Raw genomic sequence first — 20,177 nt, 5'->3', positions numbered from 1 at the left:
CGATCATAGGCTCAGCGTTAAGGAAAAGGACAGATAGCCGCAAAGTGGATAAGTGCGGCGCAGTTTTTCGGTTTCTACTTCCCAGAGACCCCTCGCATTGCAGCGAACAACTGATCTATGGTACATTAGAAAAAGGCACATCTGTGCTCACTGATCTTTATTGGAGGTAAAGAGACATCACTATGCCATTTCTTTCCATTCATACACTGACTGGCGATCCAGACGATTTACTTCAGAAGAAACAAACGCATATGGACCCCGTTGTGAGCCGGATTGCTCCTGAATATGGAGCCATTATGAGTATCACCGCAAAAGGGCCAGATGGTCTCATCACAGTCAATCTCTGGGAGTCCGCCGAAGGGTCACAAGCGTTCACTCAGCGACCAGAAGTGCAACAAGCTCAATCTCGCTCAGGTCTTCCTCGGCCAGCTACGTTTGATCGCTATACTGAGGTATACTTTGAAGATTATCGGCATACGAAATAAATCTGTTCAATGAGGTGCCATCAACTCGACCGAAAACTGATCTTATCGGCGCAGTTCTGGGTAGAATGTTGGTGTTATCGGCACAGTTGACCCTCGTATCACCTTAAAAACTGTGCCGATAACGCAACTGTGCCGCACTTATCCACTTTGCGGCTACAAGTGTCGCTCCTTAACGCTGGGCCTCATAGAGAGGCTCTCCCACCTTCTGAGACTAACACTCAGCCACTTCTCGCCAAAATCTCTCTTGACCATCTCAACAACACGCCATAAACCTGCTTTACAGGCCACTTCATACAATTTATCGCACGACAAAGCATAACTTTTTACTTATGTACCAACATACAGACAACAGCACGTTTAAACGCTGACTTTTCATAGCTTTTCGACCGTTACTACACGAGATGAGTAGCCAGCAACCAACCAGTGCAACCCGCACAAACGCCTACCAACACAAGGCACCAACGCGCCATCCCATACGCACGAGGAAACACCAGACCAAGACACGCACCCGCACACCCCGATCCCCCTGGCAGATGTTTCGCTGACATACCTATCAACATGAAAGTAAACACCATCACAACGCAACCAGCCAGAACCCCCAGGAAGAAGAGAAGCGCTACATGCTTCACACCTTTCACACCTTCACCCCTCACCATATCCTCTCACTCTCCAGCAGTGTCCCGTACTGGTTCCACTGCTCAGGATCAAGGTAACACGAACACCCCTCATCACAGAGAGGCACCCGACACGCGACAGACCCACAATGAGTTGTATGCAAGCTTTCCGATCCCCTCAACACCACTGTAAATGGGTTGTGCGCCGTGTCGGTGCAGAGAGTAATACCTGTCACAGACAGGAGAGGTCGAGAGTGAAAACCTCTAGGACAAGAGCTAACCCGGAGGGGAAACCCAAAGGCGACTGTAGCATGCTCATAAAGCGAGAAATATCAGAAGGCATGTATGATAGAGTCTCGCAAGTCCTGTGTGCATGAAGCCCCGCTAGGGGGAGAGGTGAAACTGGCCAATTGTTGAACCTACGTTTCCGTGCGATGAAATGCGCATCCATCCCACCATGCCCAAAGGGATGACACTGAGAATACATCATAGGGGATCCAGATGATGGAAACACTCTCTCCAGTGAGTAGCGGGTAATGAACCCGATAGGAAACAAACGGGCACCTAAACACACTCAACGTTCTCTTTGCGCAAAAGCGGGATCGCCTAAAAGACGCGAGTCTCATGGCGACGGAGTTGCCATAGTAGTGCGCCCATGTGGCACAAGAATCTCTCTCACCCGTCGGGGTGGGTCCACTGAAGCAGTGTGGATAAACCAGCAACTTACTTTCGCTCGAAAGAGTCGAGGGGACCGTAGCATGTTGTATCAAAGGCGAGTGAAGTCCCAGTACCAGGGGCCAGAGGCTCGTCAGGTAAGTCGTGTATGGTGAAGACTGATTGTCTGAAGCCCAGTCAAGGCGGAACCGGGGCAGCCCACAGGAAACGGTACTAGCGCCTGTGTTCGACGTTGCCGGGAACGGTACTATTTCCCGACAAAGCTTCCGTCGGAGCCTACCCGTAAGGAACGGGAAAAGACGTAAAGGACACCTGGAGCACGAACTGAGATTCTTGGAGGCAACTTGGGGTTGCCCTAACCACCGCGAGGTGTATGGGTACAGAGGGACCGAAGTAGTCGCGGAAGTCACGCCCCGCCGGGGCCTGTGAGAAAGACACAGACAGGGCGAAGGGTCCCAGGAACTCGTCTCAGCGGCAGAGGTTGGCCTGGATGGGCCACACGATCTTTGCGCAACGAGGCAAAGGGTTCTGGAGAGCTACAGTGCCATGAAAGTGGCCCGCTGGGTTCGGGAAGAGACCGTTGGAAAAGGGCTGAGTCCAGGAAACCACCTGAAACATCAGGCAGGTCAGGACAGCATCAGTACCTCGCTGGCGGTCTACTTCATCTCAAAGGCTTGGAGTAATGTCCGAGACATGGGGAAGGGCAACAGGTTATATGGGAGCGGAAAGGCAAGGGACGCGAAATGCGAAGAGCCAAACCTGAAAACTCCCAGAAGCTGGAGAGCCGGATGCTACGGAAACGGGCATGTCCGGTTCGGTGGGGGGCCGAGGGAAAAGGGCTGCCACAAGGCAATACCTCGCCCGCGGCCTACCCAACCCCCTCACCATCGGTATACCGCTCATATCCAGGCTCACCAGCAACGACCGCCTCTATCGGCTCCTCTCCATACAACGCCTTTGCACACGGAACACAATACATATCCGCATCCGCAGCAATCGCGACCACTCCAGGCCACAACCCAAATGCTTGAGGCATCACCAACCCCCTTACCCTTCAGCCAGAGTAAATGGCTCTTCACAATCCAGACACACCACACGCAAATCATCCCGGCCAGCTCGCAGCTTCACAGGTGGGTCACACTGGCATTCAAACAATCGCAACCGACTCCCTGGCTTTTGTTTTGCCACCACCTGAATAGGAGCGTGAGGATATGACCCAAGCTCATTGACAAGGTTCTGCAATACAACTTGCAACTCAGGCCCAACCGTCGTTGCTGTAGGAGGACCAACAAGACCAACTTTGCGCGCAGCCTGTGAAAACGGCTTTTTATGCCCAACTCGCCATCCCAATGATGCATGAAGCAGTTCATGCAGAAGCGTCCCAAGCACCTCAATACTCTCATGAATCCGAGGTGACACAAAAATTTGTGGAACACCATCAGCACACATCTCTTGAGGAAAACACTGACCAATCACATGCTTGCCCTGGCCCATGCCACCACGCGACGGCCAGCCACACGACACACGCACAGGCACCGCCTCTATGCCCTGCTCCACCATCAGCGTCAACAGAGACTTTGTGGCCTCAAACAACCACCACTCACGAAGTTGCTTGACACCAGCATCAACTTCACTCATCTCAACCGACATCACTCACCCCCACCAAACCGCCGCAGGCTGCACCCATTGACCATCCGACAGACAACGAACCAGGAGCACGCCCTTGACGGTTTTTGCACGATGAATACGCGCGACTTGCCTATTCGCCAGATCAGCATACACCGCCTTCCCACCACGAAGCACATCATTGATCTCGCGAATGGTTCTCACATACCGCCTCATGCCTTCACCGCCGTGTAAAAGATGCATGCAGCCGTGACAAACAAGATCAAGGCCGACACCCGCCACGCCCACGCCAGACTCCCACGCTCACGCGAAGATGCCAGCAGCGCCACGCACGCTCCACAGAAAATGAACAAAGGAAGCACCAAAGAAACCATCATTGAAATCACATGACCCATCATCTCACCTCTTCACCAAACACCATGTTTAAACACACACTTTCACCAGCACAACCAAGCAATAAAAAAGGCGGCATACCACACATCACTTGCGCAGTACACCGCCCATCATCCACCACACGCTACGGCTTAGGCTGTGACCCGTTGCCGTTCATCCCCATCGCCGGTTGAGGTTGTTTCTTCCCCATCTTGTTCCAGAAGTTCCCCAGATTATTTCCACTACCACCATTATTGCCCTGAGAGGGCTGTGGCATCTGAGGATACACCGTCTGAGGAAGTTGTATCGTTGGTGTGGCACCCATCGTTGCATGCTTCACTGGTGTTGTGGGAGCCATCCCCAACTTTTCACGCATCAAATCCACGTCAATACAGGCAAGAGCCAGATTGAAGAGCGGAATGATCGAGAGCACCAGAGGCAACAGGAAGACGAAGGCAGCGAATTGCCATCCCGTCAACGCATGCACCCATTGGATATCAGGCCCACGTGCCGCCGCCTCTCCGAAGTTGCAAACCACTTCGACGAACACATACAGGATACCAATCAGCAGGTACGACCAGATGCTCTGTTTCTGCATCATCCGGTGCGCCAGGCCACGCGTCACGAAGTACCCGAGCGCCACAAAGCCCAGTGAAATCGTGATCGTGACATACTGTTGCAGCGCATCCACACCATTGAGCGCACTAAAGAACCAATAAATGGCATGCGCACTTGCCAGCGAGAAGATGATCGAGACGATACGAAAAACGGTATGCCCGGCGCTCTGTATCGTCCGATCTAACCAGCCTGCTCGCGGCTGTCCGTGCATCTGTTGTAGTTGCATGCATCACACCCTTTCATCCACTACGCGCCAGCTTGTTGCGCGACCTCGCAGATCAATGTCTTAAAGCCTTGCTTGCCGGTGATGTCGAGCACCGTGAGTGGAATCACTTGATCTTCCTGGGGAAGTGGAATACCTTGCGCATAGTTGAGAAGTTCCTGCTTCGTGGCTTCCTTCTTGCGCAGTTCCTTCAGCTCGTCGAGTCCCGGCCAGCCACGTACGACACGCACGCTATATTGTGGGCGACCACCAGCAGGCTTGACCACAGCGCGATCTACCACGACCAGTTCCAGGCCATTGAAAAAATCACTCATTTTCGCGGTTTGTACTTTTCCCTCAAGGTACATAGTTTTGTTCCTCCTCAGAACCATCATCACTGCTACTTCTTTAAACTGTCAACAGGACAAGAGGGCATACTACTAAGAATAGGTAAAACAGCATGCCCGCGCCAGCTAGAAAACGCGATAGAGGAAGTCGCCAACGAAACCAAACCCCACCGTACTCCCAACGAGGATAAACATCACTAGGAGTCCGAGCAACCACAACAGTTCTTTCTTTCCCATCGGAAATCCTTTCCACCCACACAGCAACACGTCGTTTAAACAGTCACTTTTCACAGACACATCTACAGGAACCGCACTACACAACCACCTGACCCGCCATCGACGCCCAGGCAAACAACCCCAGCACACCCACACAGGCCACACCGACTAGCACCAGCCCGACACTCCGTTGCACGCCACGCCGCCGCATCAACACCAACCCACCAGCCAGCGCACCCACCACCGCCAATTGCACAGCCATATCCACCTCCTAGACTCCATAGGGACGCTCAGGAAGTTCTGTTTTCCCATACGTCAGGAGCCAATGCCCCCTACAAAACCGCGCTCCGTGACACCACTCAAAGCCATCACACCCACCATCGAACTGACACCGCCCACGAGATGCAGGAGCATCAAACCCCTCAGCCGCTTGAGATGACAGTTGCAGCCGAAACGGACGCCGCCATAATGAGTACTTCTTCTGCTCTTCCACCAGCACCTCCCCTAGAAGCAGTAACGCACCCCGGCATACATCCCATCAGGCTTTCTGTCATTAGCAGGCACCACCCACGCCGTATGCGCAAAGGTCAGGCCATACCGCCGCATCACCTTCCACATCGCCTCTTGATGGTTCCAGGCTCGCACCTGTTCCACCACATCTGCCTCACCCGACTCAACGGCGATCCACACATACACTGTATGCAGCCACATCCAAGAATCCCTCCTCAAGACCTCAACAAAACAACCACACATCCAAGAAGAGAACCTAGACCCTCGCCACGTATCCACCCAAGACCACCAGCACCACCCTCGCCACTTGCTTTTACTAGCCCCTTCCACCACAGCCACACACCGACCACCACACAAACCCCACGTTTAAACGCCCACTTCCACTATCCCACCATGCAGACCGCAGACCACACCAACCACGACCACACCCTCAAATCACGCTCCCAACCACCCCAGCGATCTACACTCAAAATAAAGGTTCCTGGCAGAGCGTTAGCAGCTTCTCATCAGAAGACACATCCTAAAAGAAGCTCTTCACCGATCCCAGGCCCCTACGCCCTCCCTTCATCTATAGCCATCTCATATCTATCGCGCAGCCCCGGCCAGGCACACCCACATCATCTAACTCCATCCAGCCGACACCACCACGATAACTAAGCTACTCAGACAGGCGCGTTTGTAGGGTATTCAGTTTGCAAGGTCTACTCTTTGTCTAGGTCAATTAGTCTAGACTCAACGTAAGAAAATAATAACATGCCAAATCTTGTTTTGTCAAGGCTATTTAGTCTAGACTGAAAAAATCGCAAAAAAAAGAGGCTAAGAACTAGCCTCACAACGCTACAAAACGCTTATGAACAACTACTCCGTAGCCCACAGTCCAGTCTGATACTCATAGGATAGTAGAAAAAACTTGGCGACGAATATGATCCGATTGAACATAACCACAGTTTCACGATCTTCTGCATAGTTCTTCCGATGGACTTCCAAGACAGGAGAACTACGATTGATCTTTAGCAGCTCTTGCTCGCGCATTGACGGAAGACGAGCAATCACATCCTCATGGACAAATTCCACCGCCAGGCCATGCTGATTTTTGATTTCCAGCAGAACATCAGTAGCAACATCACTCTGCATCCTCTGAAAAACAGGGCCACCAGCTAAAGAAACAGGATAAAAGTTTTCCGCAACTCGATAAGGCTCGTCTTTTGTTCCCCGCAAACGCACACGTTTTACTACCTTGTCACCTACTGGAATATTAAAGACCTTGGCAACATCGGCAGGAGCAGAGACTAACGCTGGAGGATCTATATTCACCTCTACAGGCGTCAATCCCTGTTCCTTCAAAAACAGGTCAAAGCGTGCAGTGATACCAGGCACACGAGCACGAGGCTTACTTACAAAAACACCAGCACGGCCTTTTGAGACAACAAGGCCCTCAGACTGTAGCAACTGGACAACTTTATTCATTGTCTCACGAGTAGTATCGAACTCCTGAGCGAGCATTGTCAGAGATGGCAAACGCCCAGCAGTCCCATACATACCGCCTTCAATTCGCTGTTTAAAAACATCAACGATATGGTCCACTTTCATATCTGGCATGATATAGCCCACCGCTCCCTTTAATACTAGATTAGACTACCAAGTGATAACTATTTGGTCTAGATTGACTTTAGCACAAAAAGTTTCAAAATGCTATCCACAATAAAATGAAATTTAACCTTGCAATATAGTCTAGACCAATTGGTGCGATTTATATCTTGTATACCCACCAGAACCATCAGACCCTCTAAAACAGCAGTAAAAGGAACAAGAAACACATATTTTGCCTTTTATAGTACTCTTTTAACCCATGAAAACCTACCCAAATTTGTAAAACTCACACCCGCTCAAATAGCCATGAGTTAGCCATACAAGTTGCTCTAGCTAATCACATAAAGTTGACTTAAAATATATTTTATAGCCCTCTCTCAGTTACAAACACGGAAAGGGAGCTTTCCCTTCCCATGAGAGTGGGAAAATAGTTGGGTCAGCTACAAAGAGATAGGATGTCTTGCCATGCCAACTCAGTCAGATGCCTTAGCACACGCGGCACACCCTTCATCTACTCCAGCGATGCTCCCTTTTGTTGGTGTGGATATTGGAGGAACCAACACACGTATTGGCCTTTTTGCCTCGCTTGATGCTCCCACGTTTACCCTGCTGGCGCGTTTTCCGACGCCGCAAGAGTATGCACGGCAGGTGGAGCAGATATGTGTGACCCTGCGCGAACATGGCTTACTGAATGCGCTTGCTGGAATAGGGGTCTCGATTGGTGGGCGGCTCGCATTGGATGGCCGGATGGTCACGATTGCCCCCAACTTGCTGGACTATGTTCAGCAGCCCCTGGCCGCCGATCTGGAGGCGGGCCTGGGTTGCCCAGCTCGCCTGGCACATGATCCCGTCTGTGGGCTGCTGGGCGAGAAGCGTTTTGGTGTGCTGACGCCGAGCGAGCGCTGTGCCTATGTAACGCTCTCCACAGGTACAGGGGCCGCCATACACCTTGAGAAGGCGGGCGTGGGGGTGACGGTCTCCATTGAGATTGGGCATCAGTTGCTGGATGGAAATGAGTTGCGCTGTCTCTGTGGACAGGTCGGATGCCTGGAGCCTTTTACTGGCGGCAGACAGCTTGAACAACGCTATGGACGCCCCATCGAGCAGGTACAGGACTCGGCGTTCTGGGAGACCTTCAGTGACAAGCTGGCTCTGGGCCTGGTGAACCTGGCCCAGCTCACTAAGGTTGAGGTTATCGCCGTGAGTGGCGCGATTGCCTTGCATAACCCTTTTCTCCTCCCCCTCTTGCAGCGGAAGATAGACGCCCGCTTAAACTGGACACGCCTGGTATTGATCCCTGCTCGCCTTAAGGAGGATGCACCTCTGGTTGGGGCCGCACTCCTGCTTGCTACACCCGAGGAATCGATCTTGCATTGAGGCTCCGCCTGCTGTATCACTTGCGTTGGACCACAAATTCCCTGCTAGAGAGCGCCTGGTTGGTACTATTGGGGGGTGTGGTCCTACATATTTTCAATGGAGGTTGGGCCTTGCCGACTGGTAGTTATGGGCCTGGTACAAGGCAAAAAAACTTTTTCGGGATAGAGCCTGGGAAACCTTTTAGAGTACAATTGCAACACAGCCATGCTAAACACTTACTGGTCGATAGCCTGCCTCTCTTAACGTGGCTTTCGTGACATGAGAGATGTGTGTTTACAGTCTCGCTCTATTCTCATTATCTTGACGTGGTTATCTCAAAAAGGAGCTAAGGATGAAGCAGCCCAAAAAATACAGTAATTATACCCCCGAACTTCGCCAGGTACTTGCCCTGGCGCGCGAAGAGGCAATTCGCCTCTGCCATCGTTCGGTGGGTAGCGCTCATCTGTTCCTGGGGTTGCTCAAGCTAAATAATCCTCTGATAGAAGCCCTCTTTGCGTCAATGCATACCAGCCCGTACCGGGTCGCCCAGACCCTGGAGTTTGTGCTTGGATTTGGTCATAAAGCGTTGATCAGCACGCCTGCGCTCAACCCATCCGCCCGTGCAACGCTCAAAAGAGCTGAAGAGGAGGCCCTATTGGAGAATGAAGAACTTGTTTCGCTAGAGCATCTGCTGCGCGCTATTTTTGTAGACCAGGACAGCACGACAATGGGGGTGTTGAATACTATGGATATTTCGGCGGACGCTGCACAGAAACAACTCAAACAACTGACGAATAAAGGCTATGATAATCTCCAGTTCGCGGTGCGTTTCCAGGCTTTCTATGATGAGACCCCTCTCCTGAATGAGTATAGTCATGACCTGACCATGGATGCCTTGATGGAGGAGTTGGAGCCGGTAGTGGGGCGCGAGGTACAGATTGAGCGTATGCTCCAGATCCTGGCACGCCGCTCGAAGAATAATCCTATCCTCATCGGACAACCGGGTGTTGGTAAGACCGCCCTGGCCGAGGCCTTGGCGACGCGGATTATCGAGGGGCAGGTACCTGACGAGTTTCGCCAGTGTCGCGTGGTCGGGTTAGATGTGGCGTCCCTGGTTGCGGGCACCAAACTGCGCGGCGATTTTGAGCATCGCCTGCGCGGGGTTATGCGCGAGGTCGCGGCGGCAAAGAACCTGATTCTCTTTATCGATGAGGTGCATACCCTGGTGCAGAGTGCGGGTGGGGAGGGGTCGCTTGATGCTGCCAATCTCTTCAAGCCGTTGCTGGCTCGCGGTGAGTTCCGCTGTATTGGTGCGACGACAATGGAGGAATACCGCCGCCATATCGAGGCTGATCCCGCCCTGGAGCGCCGCTTCCAGCCCGTGATAGTGCCCGAGGCGACTATTGATGAGACCATCGCCTGTCTGCGCACGCTGCGTCCGCGCTACGAAACATTCCACGAGGTGAATATCACCGACGCCGCCATCGAGAGTGCCGCGCAACTGTCGAAGCGCTATATTCAGGGACGCTTCTTGCCCGATAAGGCCATTGACCTGGTCGACGAGGCCTGCGCGCGTGCGCGTGTGAAGCGTTCGCTGCCCCCCCAGGGGATCCAGCATCTGCGCGACCAGCTGGCAATCACAACACGTGAGAAAAATTATGTCATCTCGCAGCAGGACTTTCACAAGGGGCTGGTCTTGCTCAAGCGGGAACAGGAGTTGCGGGGTGAGCTCTGGCTAGCTGAGCAGAGCTGGATGGCTGATGGCGAGGCCTACCCTACTATTGACGAAGAGGCGATTGCACATATCGTGTCCAGTTGGACGGGCATTCCTGTCACACGCCTGACGACCTCTGAACGCCGCATGCTGCTCTCGCTGGAGAATGAATTGCATAAGCGTGTAGTAGGGCAGCACGAAGCTGTACAGGCCGTGGCGCGTGCCGTACGCCGCGCCCGCTCCTCGATGCATGACGGACGGCGCCCAATTGGTTCCTTCCTGTTTGTGGGACCAACCGGAGTAGGGAAGACAGAGCTGGCACGTGCCCTAGCGGAGACCATTTTCACGGATAACAAGGCGCTCATACGTTTCGATATGTCCGAATTTATGGAGAGCCACCACGCCTCGCGCTTGATTGGTACCCCTGTCGGCTATGCTGGCTCTGACCAGCCTGGACAGCTTGTGGAGGCCGTGCGTCGCCAGCCGTATAGCGTGGTACTCTTCGACGAGATCGAGAAGGCGCACCCCAAGGTATTTGATCTGCTCTTGCAGATTCTGGATGATGGCGTGTTGACGGATGCGCATGGACAGAGCGTCTCCTTCAGAGATACGATTATTATTCTGACCTCGAACGCAGGAGTTGAGCAGCTCTCGACCGGTTCGATGGCCTTTACTCCACGGCAGAAGAATGCCCAGGTACGGCAGCAGGAGGATACGGAGCGTATTCGCCAGCGCGTCTTGCCGGCCTTGAAGGGGATGTTCCGTCCTGAACTGCTCAATCGCTTTGATGACATCATCGTCTTCCATTCGTTGACGCGTGAGCACCTGAACCAGATCGTAGATATGATGATACAGCAGACCCAGAGCCGCCTCAATGAGCGCTTCACCGCCCTGCCAGTGACCTTGACGGTAACTCCTCAGGCACGTCATTTCCTGGTGCAGCATGGCTATGACGCGTCCTATGGTGCGCGCCAGTTGCGTCGCACGATCCAATCTTTGCTGAATGATTTGCTCGCTGAGGCCATTCTGCGTGGCGCAATAGAGGAGGGCGACCAGGTGACCGTGGATAGTGATAGTGAGAACGGCACACTGGTAATCGAGCAAGAGTCAGCCGTAGCGGCCCTCGCTACGATCGAGGCAAGTTCCATCGTGGCCAAAATACACGCCGCATAAGAAGCGCGTACATCTCTACCGGGAGCAAGCCAGTGTTGGCTGCTCCCTTTCTTTTGTTTAACCTTTTATGTAACTAAGAAGAGGAATTGCGCGTATACATGCATTAAATTAACTATATATGACATATGCATTAAGTTTGACTTATGGATATTTTGCTGTTATGATACTACCATATTTCAACATTGAGCCGCGATATGGGGGGATATACGTTGAGCGAGGTACAAACCTGGCGTGAGTTTCTCGGTAGGATTATTCATGATCCTCAAGAGAAGCAGCGCATCGCTAGTCTACTTAATATCAGTCCCGTGACGCTTACACGCTGGACCAGTGGCGAATCAACTCCTCGAACACAGAATTTGCGCCAGTTGCTCCAGGCTTTGCCAGAACATCGTGCCAGGTTTGTGGAGTTGTTACCTGAGGAAGTGGGCAAGCCCTTTAGAGATCCTGATTTGCTAGAGGAGAGCACGGAGAATCTTGAGATTCCTGCGCTCTTTTACTCGCGCATCGTTAATGCCCATTGTGACCTGCCGGCTATTCTGCGCTTCAACGCGATCTGCGACCTGGTGTTACAGCAGGCGCTCAAGCATCTCGATCCACACCGGGTCGGCCTGGAATTGACGGTTATCACATGTATGCCACCAGGTGAGGGGGGCAAGGTGCGCAGTGTGCGCGAAATCATTGGGCGCGGTACGCCACCCTGGGATCGCGAGCTGGAGCATCATACGGCCTTTCTCGGTGCGGAGTCCCTGGCGGGCTATGTTATCAATATGGGGCGCGCGCGCGTGGTGACGGAGCGTTCTGAGGGCTTCCAGTTTTTTCCCATTGTCTGGGGAGAGCACGAGCAAAGCGCTATGGCCTACCCTATTCTCCTGGGCGATACCATCGCAGGGTGCCTCCTTGGTTTAAGTACGCGCCCGAAATTCTTCCTTCCTGAGTCACGCCAGGAGCTTTTTGCGGCCTATACTGAGCTGATGAATATCGCCTTTCAGCCGGGTGCGTATTATCCACTACAACAGGTAGAGTTGTGTCAGATGCCGCCCTATCCCTTGCAGCAAAGCTATCTCACTCATTTTCGTAGCCGGGTATCACAGCTGATGATGCGTGAGCGGCTACGCGTGAACGAGGCTGAGCGGCTGGTATGGCAACAGATCGAGCAGAAGTTGTTGCAACTTCAGATGCAGGGCGCCCACTAGCTCTGCTCTCTTGACCCTGGCTTCCTTGATACCTATAATGCAATCAGTTTCCTTTTTGGCAGAGGAATTGATAGAGGTGGCGTAGCTTCACGACCGCTTCACTTACTATGTGAGCTGCTTCGTGGTGCTCGGTAGATGAGAGTATGCTTGCCAATGTATAGCAGAGGATAGCATTATATGCGACGAAAGTTTGTATGGCACTGGCAGCTCTCACTGCTCCTGGTTATTGCTCTTCTAGGTCTAGGGGCGCGCCTGTATGGCCTCAACTGGGACATGGGAGAGAATTTTCATCCAGATGAGCGGCAAATCTTATTTCGCGTGGCCGCTTTGGGTTGGCCGGTCAGCCTGGCCCAATTCCTAGATCCAGACCACTCGCCTCTTAATCCACATTTTTTTGCCTATGGTTCGCTGCCCCTCTACCTACTGGCCGGTACCTGGTCCCTGCTTTCGCGCCTCTTTGCCTGGCCCCTGTCTTATGCCGCCCTCTCCCTGGTGGGAAGAGCGGTCTCGGCACTCTTTGACACAGGCTCGCTTCTGTTAACAGCCTGGCTGGCGCGCCTCTTGACGGGGGAGCGTGGCTTTAGCTATCGCGCAAGCTGGAGTGTGGCTCTGCTGGCGGCGGGCCTGGTCGCGTTCACGCCCCTACAGTTGCAGCTCTCGCATTTCTATACGGTAGATACACTCCTGCTCTTTTTTGTGCTCTTGACGCTTGTGGGATGTGTCAAATACGTCTTGACGCGCCATGACCTCTTCTGGCTTAGCTGGACTGGTATCAGCTTTGGCCTGGCCCTGGCGACCAAGTTTAGCGCGGCTCCGCTGGGGTTACCTATAGTCATTGCGGTGCTGTTGCGCTACCTGCGTAAGCGTGATATTGCGGAGGCGCTGGTTGGTCTCCTGTCCCCGTTCTTGCTGGCGGTGGTGGCCTTTTTTGTGACACAGCCATATGCCTGGCTGGATATGCATAACTATATTGCGCAGGTGACGGAGCAGGGCACGATGGCGCGGGGCGGCCTCGATTACCCCTATGTCCGGCAATTCGCGGGAACGCTACCCTATCTCTACCAGGGCTATAACCTACTCTTCTGGGGCCTGGGCTTGACGCTAGGCCTGGCTGCTATCTGTGGTTTCTGCTGGGGGATCTGGGCGACCTGGCGGGGCGCCCTGGCTTCAAGTTGGTGGATTATTTTCGCCTGGATGGTGACATATAGCGCGATCACTGGGAGTTTCTACGTCAAGTTTATGCGCTATCTCTTGCCTATCTATCCCCTATGTGCACTCCTGGCTGCGACGGTCCTGGTCGCGCTGGTGACAGCGGGCTGGTCCGCGCCACCTGTTGAGGCTCCTGCTGGCTTCTGGAGACGCCTACGAGGTGGCTATGGCCCTCGTTTGGTGACAGGAGCCCTACTGGTGCTGGTAGTGGGAGGAACGCTCTTTCAGGGCCTGGCGCTCTTGCAGGTCTATAGCCAGCCCAATACGCGTATCCAGGCTTCGCGCTGGCTGTACGCGCATCTGGCGCGTGGAAGTGTCCTGACATACGAGCAATGGGATGATGCCTTGCCTGTGGCTATTGATGGCCACGATCCCTCCTATTTTGTCCAGGCAAGCTACGCGGATACGCAGGGGAATATGACCACGGGGTTGGGTCTCTATGATGATGACACGCTGGCAAAGGCGCGGGTCCTGGCCCGGCTCTTGCCTACCCTCGATGCGATTACTATGGCCTCTGATCGCCTGGATAAATCGATTCCTCGGATGCCTGAGCGCTATCCCTTAACCATCCGCTACTACCAGCTCTTGTTCCAGGGACAGCTTGGCTTTCGGCTGACGGCGCAGTTTGAGGTGCGTCCACACCTGTTAGGCATTACCCTTGACGATAGCATGGCAGATGAGAGCTATTCGGTCTTTGATCATCCTATGGTGCGTATCTTTGTGCGTCAGCAGCCATACCCCTATACATCCGAGCAGGTGTATCAGAAGCTAATTAGTGGCCTCTCTCTGCCCGAGAAATAGGTAGGAGGTCCTCTTCGCGCCTGCGGCGCTCAGGGTAAGGGTATGTTGGGTGGAAAACGGCAAAGCCGTTTTCCACCCAACATACCCTTACCAAAGGCTTGCGCAGCGAGATGAGGCAGGCGTTAGAAGCAAATTGGCAGGCCCAATGGTGATAGCCAGGGAAGTTGGAGATGTGAAGGAACGGCAGGATGTGTCGTTTATATATTTAGTAGAGTCCTCTATTCAGGTTGAGAAGCTATGCTGGAATTATTACAGATGTGGGTGCTGATCGAGGCTGTCGGTCTGATCGGTTTCCCACTCGCGTTGATGGTCTTTCATAATTTGCCCGATCGGGGCTGGGCATTTAGTAAGTCGCTGGGAGCGATTGTCTTTGTATTTTGTGCCTGGTGTCCGCTGATGTGGCTGCGTTTTTTGCCCTATACCCGGCTCTTTCTGGTGGGAGTGCTGTGTATTCTCGCGGCGCTGGCGCTATTTGGCTGGAGGAAGATATATCACGAGGTTGGCAAGGTCCTGCGTGTGAACCTGGGATATGTGATAGCGACCGAGATTATTTTTCTGGGAATGATGTGCCTGCTGGGATGGGTACGCTCCTTTGGTCCTGAGATTCGGGGCTGGGAGATGTTTATGGATGAAGGTTTCCTGGCATCTATTCTGCGCAGCGAGCATCTTCCTCCAGCCGATATGTGGTATGCTGGCTCACCCATCAACTACTACTATTACGCGCACTTTTTTATCGCGACGCTGGCGAAACTGCTCAATCAACCCTCCTATGTCGCTTTTAATACGGGTATCTGCCTGCTCTTTGGCTTAACTGGCCTCAATTTCTTTGGCGTGACCTGCAATATTGTGGCCTGGGCACGTTATCTACGCAGCAAGGTGCATGCAGGAGGGACTGTCTCACAGGAGCATCCCTCGACGGTGTATCCGCCGCTGGCAGGCGGCATTGTCTTTGGCCTGCTCACGATTGTGATGGCCCTGCTCATGGGCAACCTGGCCGCGACACAGTTATGGTGGCAGAACCATGGCATGATAACGACCACGTTTGACCAGGCCTATACCTTCTGGGTTGGCCCCTCGCGAGTCATCAATAAGACGATCAATGAGTTTCCCGCCTTTAGCTTTCTCCTATCCTGCTTTCATGCGCATGTGCTGGCCTTTGCCTTTACCGTGCTGGGGATTGGCGCCGTTTTCAATCTCTTTTTAGAGCCTACAGGGCGCGGCTTAAACGTCTTTGGCGAGGGCTGGCGGCTGGCACTGACCCTTGTTTGCACCGCCTTGATCCTGGGTGGGCTCTTCTTGATGAATGGGTGGGATTATCCAACGTATGTGGGACTTTGCCTGGCTTGTATCGCGCTTCAACAATGGCTTGCCTACCAGCGGAACTTTTCGTGGGTGTTGGTCGTCGATATCGTTGTGGCCTGCGTCTCGCTTGTTGTGTTGACATTCCTGTTGTATCTGCCCTTTTTTATCACGTTTGTCTCGCCAGCGCAGGGCGTGGGGCTGGTGAAGCCGGAGGATCGCTCGCCGCTCGGTAGCGAGTGGCTTATTTACGGTATTTTCGCCTTTGTGGTACTCTCGTTTCTCTTTGCCAGCGCGTTGAAGCGCCCACTGCTGGACCTGGCGGAGCTATACCCACAGGAGACGCCCTCCTGGTTGACGTTGAGCAATTCACGCTTTGCCTGGTGGCTCGTGGCCTTTGTCCTGGTAGCCGGCCTGCTGGTCCTGGTGCTGGTGCCTAAAAGCGCCACACTATTGGTGGCGGCGGGTATTGCGCTGGCGGCGTTTCTGCTCGCGCTCTATCACCAGGGAGACCGCGCCCATGCCTACCCGCTTTTGTTGGGCGCTCTGGCCTTTCTGCTCATCGCGGGCTGTGAAGTCTTCTTCCTGCGCGATGTCTTTGCGGACCAGGACCCGCGTATGAACACGGTCTTTAAATTCTATTTTCAGGCCTGGGCGTTGCTCTCAATTGCCTCGGGTGTTGGCTTATACTTTCTCTGGCAGAGTTTCCGCCCTGTGAAAGTTGGCGCACTTGTGGCATACTGGTGGCAAATGGCTGGAGTCGTGGGCTGGTATGCGTTATTGCTGCTCTTCCTGTTGTCTGGCATGCTCTATCCTTTGCAGGCGCCCTATGCGCGTTATGGGCCAGGAAAATTTCCATTGCCGAGTGGTATGTTGGCCTCAATGGGAAGCTTAAATGGACTTGATTACTTACGGGGCGATCCAACGTATCCGGGCGACTATGATGCTATTCTCTGGCTCAACACGCATGTGCAGGGGAATCCTGGCATCGTGGAGGCGGTTGGCGGCGATTATTCCGAATATGGGCGCGTCTCCATCTTTACCGGCCTGTCGAGTCCGATCAACTGGCCTGGGCATGAACTGCAATGGCGTGTGACAATGTTGCATACAGCGCAGAACTCGGAGGACTTCAACCAGCGGCAAACGGCGGTTGACCTGATCTACCAGGATCCTGATAAGAAGATAGTCCTGCAAAATATGGCGCGTTACAACATCCAGTACCTATACGTTGGGCCTTTAGAGTATCGAAAGTACCAGGCGGCTGATCTCCATCGTTTTGCCGCTTTTATGCAAATTGTCTATAATGCGAATGGCGTGACCATTTACAAAATACAAAATTAACGTGTAATCACAGGTTGAAATAGATCAAGCATCCACTTGAGCGATTATTTACGCCAAGTTCTTATTCCGAGACCCGACGTCACTCTCGTGACTAGCGCTCCGCGCTCAGGATTTCGGATCAGTAGTAAGCCGTGCAAGGAGGAAGAGTCTTTGAAGCGACCAGATACTGACACTCGTCGAGAGGAGCCTATCCCTCAGCAGACGATCCCAGATGAGCAAACACAACTGGAACAGCCAGAGGAGGCTCTGAGTGAGGGGAGGGCCGAAACGCAGCCTGAAGCTGTGAGCGCTGCATTGCCCCTGGAATCGTCCCATGCAGAAGTACCAGGGGCAGATGAAGAGCGTGCCGCAAGCGCGCCAGAGCAAGAGGATGCGTCTGTGGCGACGCATGTTGTGCGCAAAGAGGAGGAGCAGCCCTCATTTGAGACAGAGGCCTATGCAGAGAAATTACAGCCGTCTGGCCAGGGCTTTACCTTCAAACTTCCCTCGCGCGAACAGGTAATCGTCTGGGCCCCTTTTCTCGGCCTGGTCTTGCTGGGCGCTATCCTGCGTTTCTGGAACCTGGGCGATAAGCCTCTGCATCACGACGAAAGCTTGCACGCTTACTACTCGCTGATGTTGATGCACAACATGGAGAACTGGCTGAGTTGCTTTAGCCCCACCAGCAGTTGTTACCACTATGATCCGCTGCTGCATGGTCCCTTCCAGTTCCATGCCATTGCCCTGGTGTACAAAATATGCCAGTTACTGGGCTTTTCGGACAATGGCGTAAATACCACAACGGTACGCATCGCCGCCGCGACCCTGGGGACGGTGATCGTTGGTTTACCTTTCTTTATTCGCGATTATCTGGGAAAATATGGGGCGTTGCTGGCCTCTTTCCTGCTGGCGATCTCGCCCAGCCTGGTGTATTTCTCGCGTTTCGCGCGCGAAGATATCTACATGGCCTGTTTTACCCTGCTCCTAGTGGTCTCGATGGCGCGCTACTGCCGTGATCGCTCGCTGAAATGGTTGATCACTGGCTCGGTTGCCTTTGCGCTCTCTTACGCAACCAAGGAGGCGACCTTCCTCACGGTGGCGATCTTAGGTAGCTTCTTTGTGGGCCTGGTCGTCTGGGATATCGCTGTGCGTTTCCCATTTGCGCAGGACATACCCGAGGGCGCGCCAAAGGCAGCAAAATTTCTGCCCCGAACGTGGGCGCCCCTATTTCTGCTGATTCTGGTCGTTGTGGTTGCGCCGGTGGCTCTGGCCTTCTTCCATTACATGCACGCCCTCTCGCTCTATATCAATGATCCCAAGACGCAGCCACTGGCGAACAACTTTGTGGCCAATCTGAAAAACATCACGGTTGCGATTGTGCCCTGGCTGGGCATCGCGCTGGGCATTTATGTGCTTGTCATTCTGATGCTGGAATACTTCGAGAAACTGCCTGTCTACGATGGGCGTCGTCGGGGCCTGGCGAAGTTTGTTGATCCTGTGCGCCAGCCCCTGCTTGACGTGGTTACGACGATGCCCTGGATGCACTGGGTCTTTGCCATCCTGTGTGGCTGGGCGGTCTTCTTGATCCTGTTTACGGTCCTCTTTACCAATATCCGTGGTGGCATTGGCGATGGCATCTGGCAGGGCTTGTATTACTGGTTGCAGCAGCAGCAGGTGGCTCGTGGTGAGCAGCCCTGGTACTACTACTTTATGCTGATCCCGCTGTATGAGCAGATTGGACTGGTCTTTGGTCTCGTGGGCGTGGTACGCTGCCTCCGGCGCCCATCGCGTTTTCGCCTCTTCCTGGTGTACTGGTTCGTTGGCAGCGTCTTCATCTATTCCTGGGCGGGCGAGAAGATGCCCTGGCTGATGATCCATATGACGATGCCGATGATGCTACTGGCCGCGCTCGGCTTGCAGCCAGCGGTGGTGACGGTTGTGGACTGGGCGCGCCAGCGCTTGAACGCACGGGCAAGCGCTCCCGTGGGTGTACCGGTGACTTCTCGCCCTCTGTCTTCGGGACGGGCCTTTGGCTCTATTGCAGTCCTCGTGCTCGCGCTACTGCTGCTCGTGCCAACGCTGCAGAATATGTTCCAGGTCACATATGTGCATGCCGCCGATGGCCCACACGAAATGATGGTGTATGTGCAGACGACCTTTGACGTCAATAAAGTGATGGCGAAGGTTGATGCGGTGGATAACAAGCTGTATCACGGCGAGAAGAAACTGCCGGTTAGCGTGGTGAGCGACGCGACCTGGCCCTTTGCCTGGTACCTGCGCGATTATCACCAGACCACCTTCTTGAACATCGATGCGCAGAATGTCTGCCCTCCGCTCTCGACCAACGCGCCGGTGGTGATTGTCGGTGGTGACTGCCTGGCGACTTATAAAGCGCTCTACAAGAACCAGTACGTGGTCTCTACCTATCATATGCGTACCTGGTGGGATGAGGGGTATAAGCCGCCCCCTTGTGTGCCGACAAATACGAATAACTGCGCTGGTCAGCCAACCTGGGGTGGCGTTGGTCCTCTGCTCTGGCTCAGCTATGGCGACATGCCGCCAGCACATGCGCAGTTTAATCTGGGGAGCGCGGCCTCCCATGTCTGGAACTGGTGGTGGTACCGCCAGGCGATTGGTAGCACCGATGGCTCATATGACATGGCGGTCCTGGTCCGCAAGGACCTGGCTTCTTAAGCGAGATCGCGCTCCTTCTCGCCGCTACGCGGCTCTTCAGGGAAAAGGGGGTATGGTGACAGGTTGGCGGAGCCAGCCTATCACCATACCCCCTTTTCCCCGCGGGAAGGACTGCGCGTGGCTCACATGCTTCTGCCCATGGCCAACAGTTACATTGGATTTT

16 protein-coding genes are annotated in these 20,177 nt (G+C 53.8%); 8 read left to right on the top strand and 8 right to left on the bottom strand.

Features of this window, described 5'->3' with window-relative positions:
• Positions 1-182: 182 nt before the first annotated feature.
• Positions 183-485 (top strand): hypothetical protein, encoded by a 303-nt coding sequence (locus KRAC_RS22060; protein WP_007910908.1) that lies wholly within the window; start codon positions 183-185, stop codon positions 483-485.
• 2,157 nt (positions 486-2,642) lie between these two features.
• On the opposite strand, the gene KRAC_RS71525 is transcribed toward KRAC_RS22060, so the two are convergent.
• Genes KRAC_RS71525 through KRAC_RS66360 form a run of 3 tightly spaced genes read right to left on the bottom strand, consistent with a single transcriptional unit; the run spans position 2,643 to position 3,604 of the window.
• Entirely contained in the window at positions 2,643-2,810 is a 168-nt protein-coding gene (locus tag KRAC_RS71525) for a hypothetical protein (protein ID WP_157506949.1), read from the bottom strand.
• A gap of 11 nt (positions 2,811-2,821) precedes the next feature.
• Positions 2,822-3,412 carry a hypothetical protein gene (locus KRAC_RS22050; protein ID WP_007910899.1) on the bottom strand — a complete coding sequence of 197 codons (591 nt, stop codon included), beginning with the start codon at positions 3,410-3,412 and terminating at the stop codon, positions 2,822-2,824.
• A gap of 15 nt (positions 3,413-3,427) precedes the next feature.
• On the bottom strand, positions 3,428-3,604 hold the full coding sequence (locus tag KRAC_RS66360) for a hypothetical protein (protein WP_244422224.1): 177 nt from the start codon (positions 3,602-3,604) through the stop codon (positions 3,428-3,430).
• A 45-nt stretch (positions 3,605-3,649) separates the two neighbouring features.
• Here KRAC_RS66360 and KRAC_RS71520 point away from each other — a divergent pair, with 45 nt between their 5' ends.
• A complete protein-coding gene (locus KRAC_RS71520; RefSeq protein WP_157506943.1) occupies positions 3,650-3,790 on the top strand; it encodes a hypothetical protein in 141 nt (46 codons plus the stop codon).
• Positions 3,791-3,917: 127 nt separating this feature from the next.
• Here the strand turns inward: KRAC_RS71520 and KRAC_RS22045 are convergent, their stop codons facing one another.
• From KRAC_RS22045 to KRAC_RS22030, 5 genes are all read right to left on the bottom strand, one after another.
• Complete coding sequence (locus KRAC_RS22045; RefSeq protein WP_007910897.1) at positions 3,918-4,616, bottom strand: hypothetical protein; 699 nt, start codon at positions 4,614-4,616, stop codon at positions 3,918-3,920.
• A 20-nt stretch (positions 4,617-4,636) separates the two neighbouring features.
• Positions 4,637-4,960, bottom strand: a complete 324-nt coding sequence (locus KRAC_RS22040; RefSeq protein WP_007910896.1) for a hypothetical protein — start codon at positions 4,958-4,960, stop codon at positions 4,637-4,639.
• A 292-nt stretch (positions 4,961-5,252) separates the two neighbouring features.
• Positions 5,253-5,417, bottom strand: coding sequence for a hypothetical protein (locus KRAC_RS71515; protein WP_007910893.1), 165 nt, complete (start codon positions 5,415-5,417; stop codon positions 5,253-5,255).
• Positions 5,418-5,659: 242 nt separating this feature from the next.
• Positions 5,660-5,866 (bottom strand): hypothetical protein, encoded by a 207-nt coding sequence (locus tag KRAC_RS22035; protein ID WP_007910889.1) that lies wholly within the window; start codon positions 5,864-5,866, stop codon positions 5,660-5,662.
• 657 nt (positions 5,867-6,523) lie between these two features.
• Positions 6,524-7,264, bottom strand: a complete 741-nt coding sequence (locus KRAC_RS22030) for a GntR family transcriptional regulator (protein ID WP_007910887.1) — start codon at positions 7,262-7,264, stop codon at positions 6,524-6,526.
• A gap of 456 nt (positions 7,265-7,720) precedes the next feature.
• Between KRAC_RS22030 and KRAC_RS22025 the strand changes: the two genes are divergently transcribed.
• From KRAC_RS22025 to KRAC_RS22000, 6 genes are all read left to right on the top strand, one after another.
• A complete protein-coding gene (locus KRAC_RS22025; protein ID WP_007910885.1) occupies positions 7,721-8,632 on the top strand; it encodes an ROK family protein in 912 nt (303 codons plus the stop codon).
• A gap of 331 nt (positions 8,633-8,963) precedes the next feature.
• Positions 8,964-11,498: an ATP-dependent Clp protease ATP-binding subunit gene (locus KRAC_RS22020; protein ID WP_007910883.1), complete on the top strand. Its 2,535-nt coding sequence runs from the start codon at positions 8,964-8,966 to the stop codon at positions 11,496-11,498.
• Positions 11,499-11,707: 209 nt separating this feature from the next.
• Positions 11,708-12,691, top strand: a complete 984-nt coding sequence (locus KRAC_RS22015) for a hypothetical protein (protein WP_157506940.1) — start codon at positions 11,708-11,710, stop codon at positions 12,689-12,691.
• A 177-nt stretch (positions 12,692-12,868) separates the two neighbouring features.
• Positions 12,869-14,701: a phospholipid carrier-dependent glycosyltransferase gene (locus KRAC_RS22010; protein WP_007910879.1), complete on the top strand. Its 1,833-nt coding sequence runs from the start codon at positions 12,869-12,871 to the stop codon at positions 14,699-14,701.
• Positions 14,702-14,938: 237 nt separating this feature from the next.
• The gene (locus tag KRAC_RS22005) at positions 14,939-17,341 is read left to right on the top strand and encodes a DUF2298 domain-containing protein (RefSeq protein WP_007910878.1); all 2,403 of its coding nucleotides are present in this window, start codon (positions 14,939-14,941) and stop codon (positions 17,339-17,341) included.
• A 150-nt stretch (positions 17,342-17,491) separates the two neighbouring features.
• Positions 17,492-20,014: a flippase activity-associated protein Agl23 gene (locus KRAC_RS22000; protein ID WP_007910877.1), complete on the top strand. Its 2,523-nt coding sequence runs from the start codon at positions 17,492-17,494 to the stop codon at positions 20,012-20,014.
• Positions 20,015-20,177 lie beyond the last annotated feature (163 nt).

Origin of the sequence: Ktedonobacter racemifer DSM 44963, from assembly GCF_000178855.1 — a bacterium.
GTDB classification, from domain to species: domain Bacteria; phylum Chloroflexota; class Ktedonobacteria; order Ktedonobacterales; family Ktedonobacteraceae; genus Ktedonobacter; species Ktedonobacter racemifer.
Note: the sequence above shows the minus strand (reverse complement) of the source record. Positions and strands in the feature narration are given on the sequence as shown.

Excerpts from the sequence above, each read along its gene's own strand:
- KRAC_RS71525 (WP_157506949.1), bottom strand. The coding sequence starts at position 2,810 with ATGCCTCAAGCATTTGGGTTGTGGCCTGGAGTGGTCGCGATTGCTGCG.
- KRAC_RS22025 (WP_007910885.1), top strand. The coding sequence starts at position 7,721 with ATGCCAACTCAGTCAGATGCCTTAGCACACGCGGCACACCCTTCATCT.
- KRAC_RS71515 (WP_007910893.1), bottom strand. The coding sequence starts at position 5,417 with ATGGCTGTGCAATTGGCGGTGGTGGGTGCGCTGGCTGGTGGGTTGGTG.
- KRAC_RS22040 (WP_007910896.1), bottom strand. The coding sequence starts at position 4,960 with ATGTACCTTGAGGGAAAAGTACAAACCGCGAAAATGAGTGATTTTTTC.
- KRAC_RS22060 (WP_007910908.1), top strand. The coding sequence starts at position 183 with ATGCCATTTCTTTCCATTCATACACTGACTGGCGATCCAGACGATTTA.
- KRAC_RS22010 (WP_007910879.1), top strand. The coding sequence starts at position 12,869 with ATGCGACGAAAGTTTGTATGGCACTGGCAGCTCTCACTGCTCCTGGTT.
- KRAC_RS22020 (WP_007910883.1), top strand. The coding sequence starts at position 8,964 with ATGAAGCAGCCCAAAAAATACAGTAATTATACCCCCGAACTTCGCCAG.
- KRAC_RS22045 (WP_007910897.1), bottom strand. The coding sequence starts at position 4,616 with ATGCAACTACAACAGATGCACGGACAGCCGCGAGCAGGCTGGTTAGAT.
- KRAC_RS22030 (WP_007910887.1), bottom strand. The coding sequence starts at position 7,264 with ATGCCAGATATGAAAGTGGACCATATCGTTGATGTTTTTAAACAGCGA.
- KRAC_RS22005 (WP_007910878.1), top strand. The coding sequence starts at position 14,939 with ATGCTGGAATTATTACAGATGTGGGTGCTGATCGAGGCTGTCGGTCTG.
- KRAC_RS22050 (WP_007910899.1), bottom strand. The coding sequence starts at position 3,412 with ATGAGTGAAGTTGATGCTGGTGTCAAGCAACTTCGTGAGTGGTGGTTG.
- KRAC_RS22035 (WP_007910889.1), bottom strand. The coding sequence starts at position 5,866 with ATGTGGCTGCATACAGTGTATGTGTGGATCGCCGTTGAGTCGGGTGAG.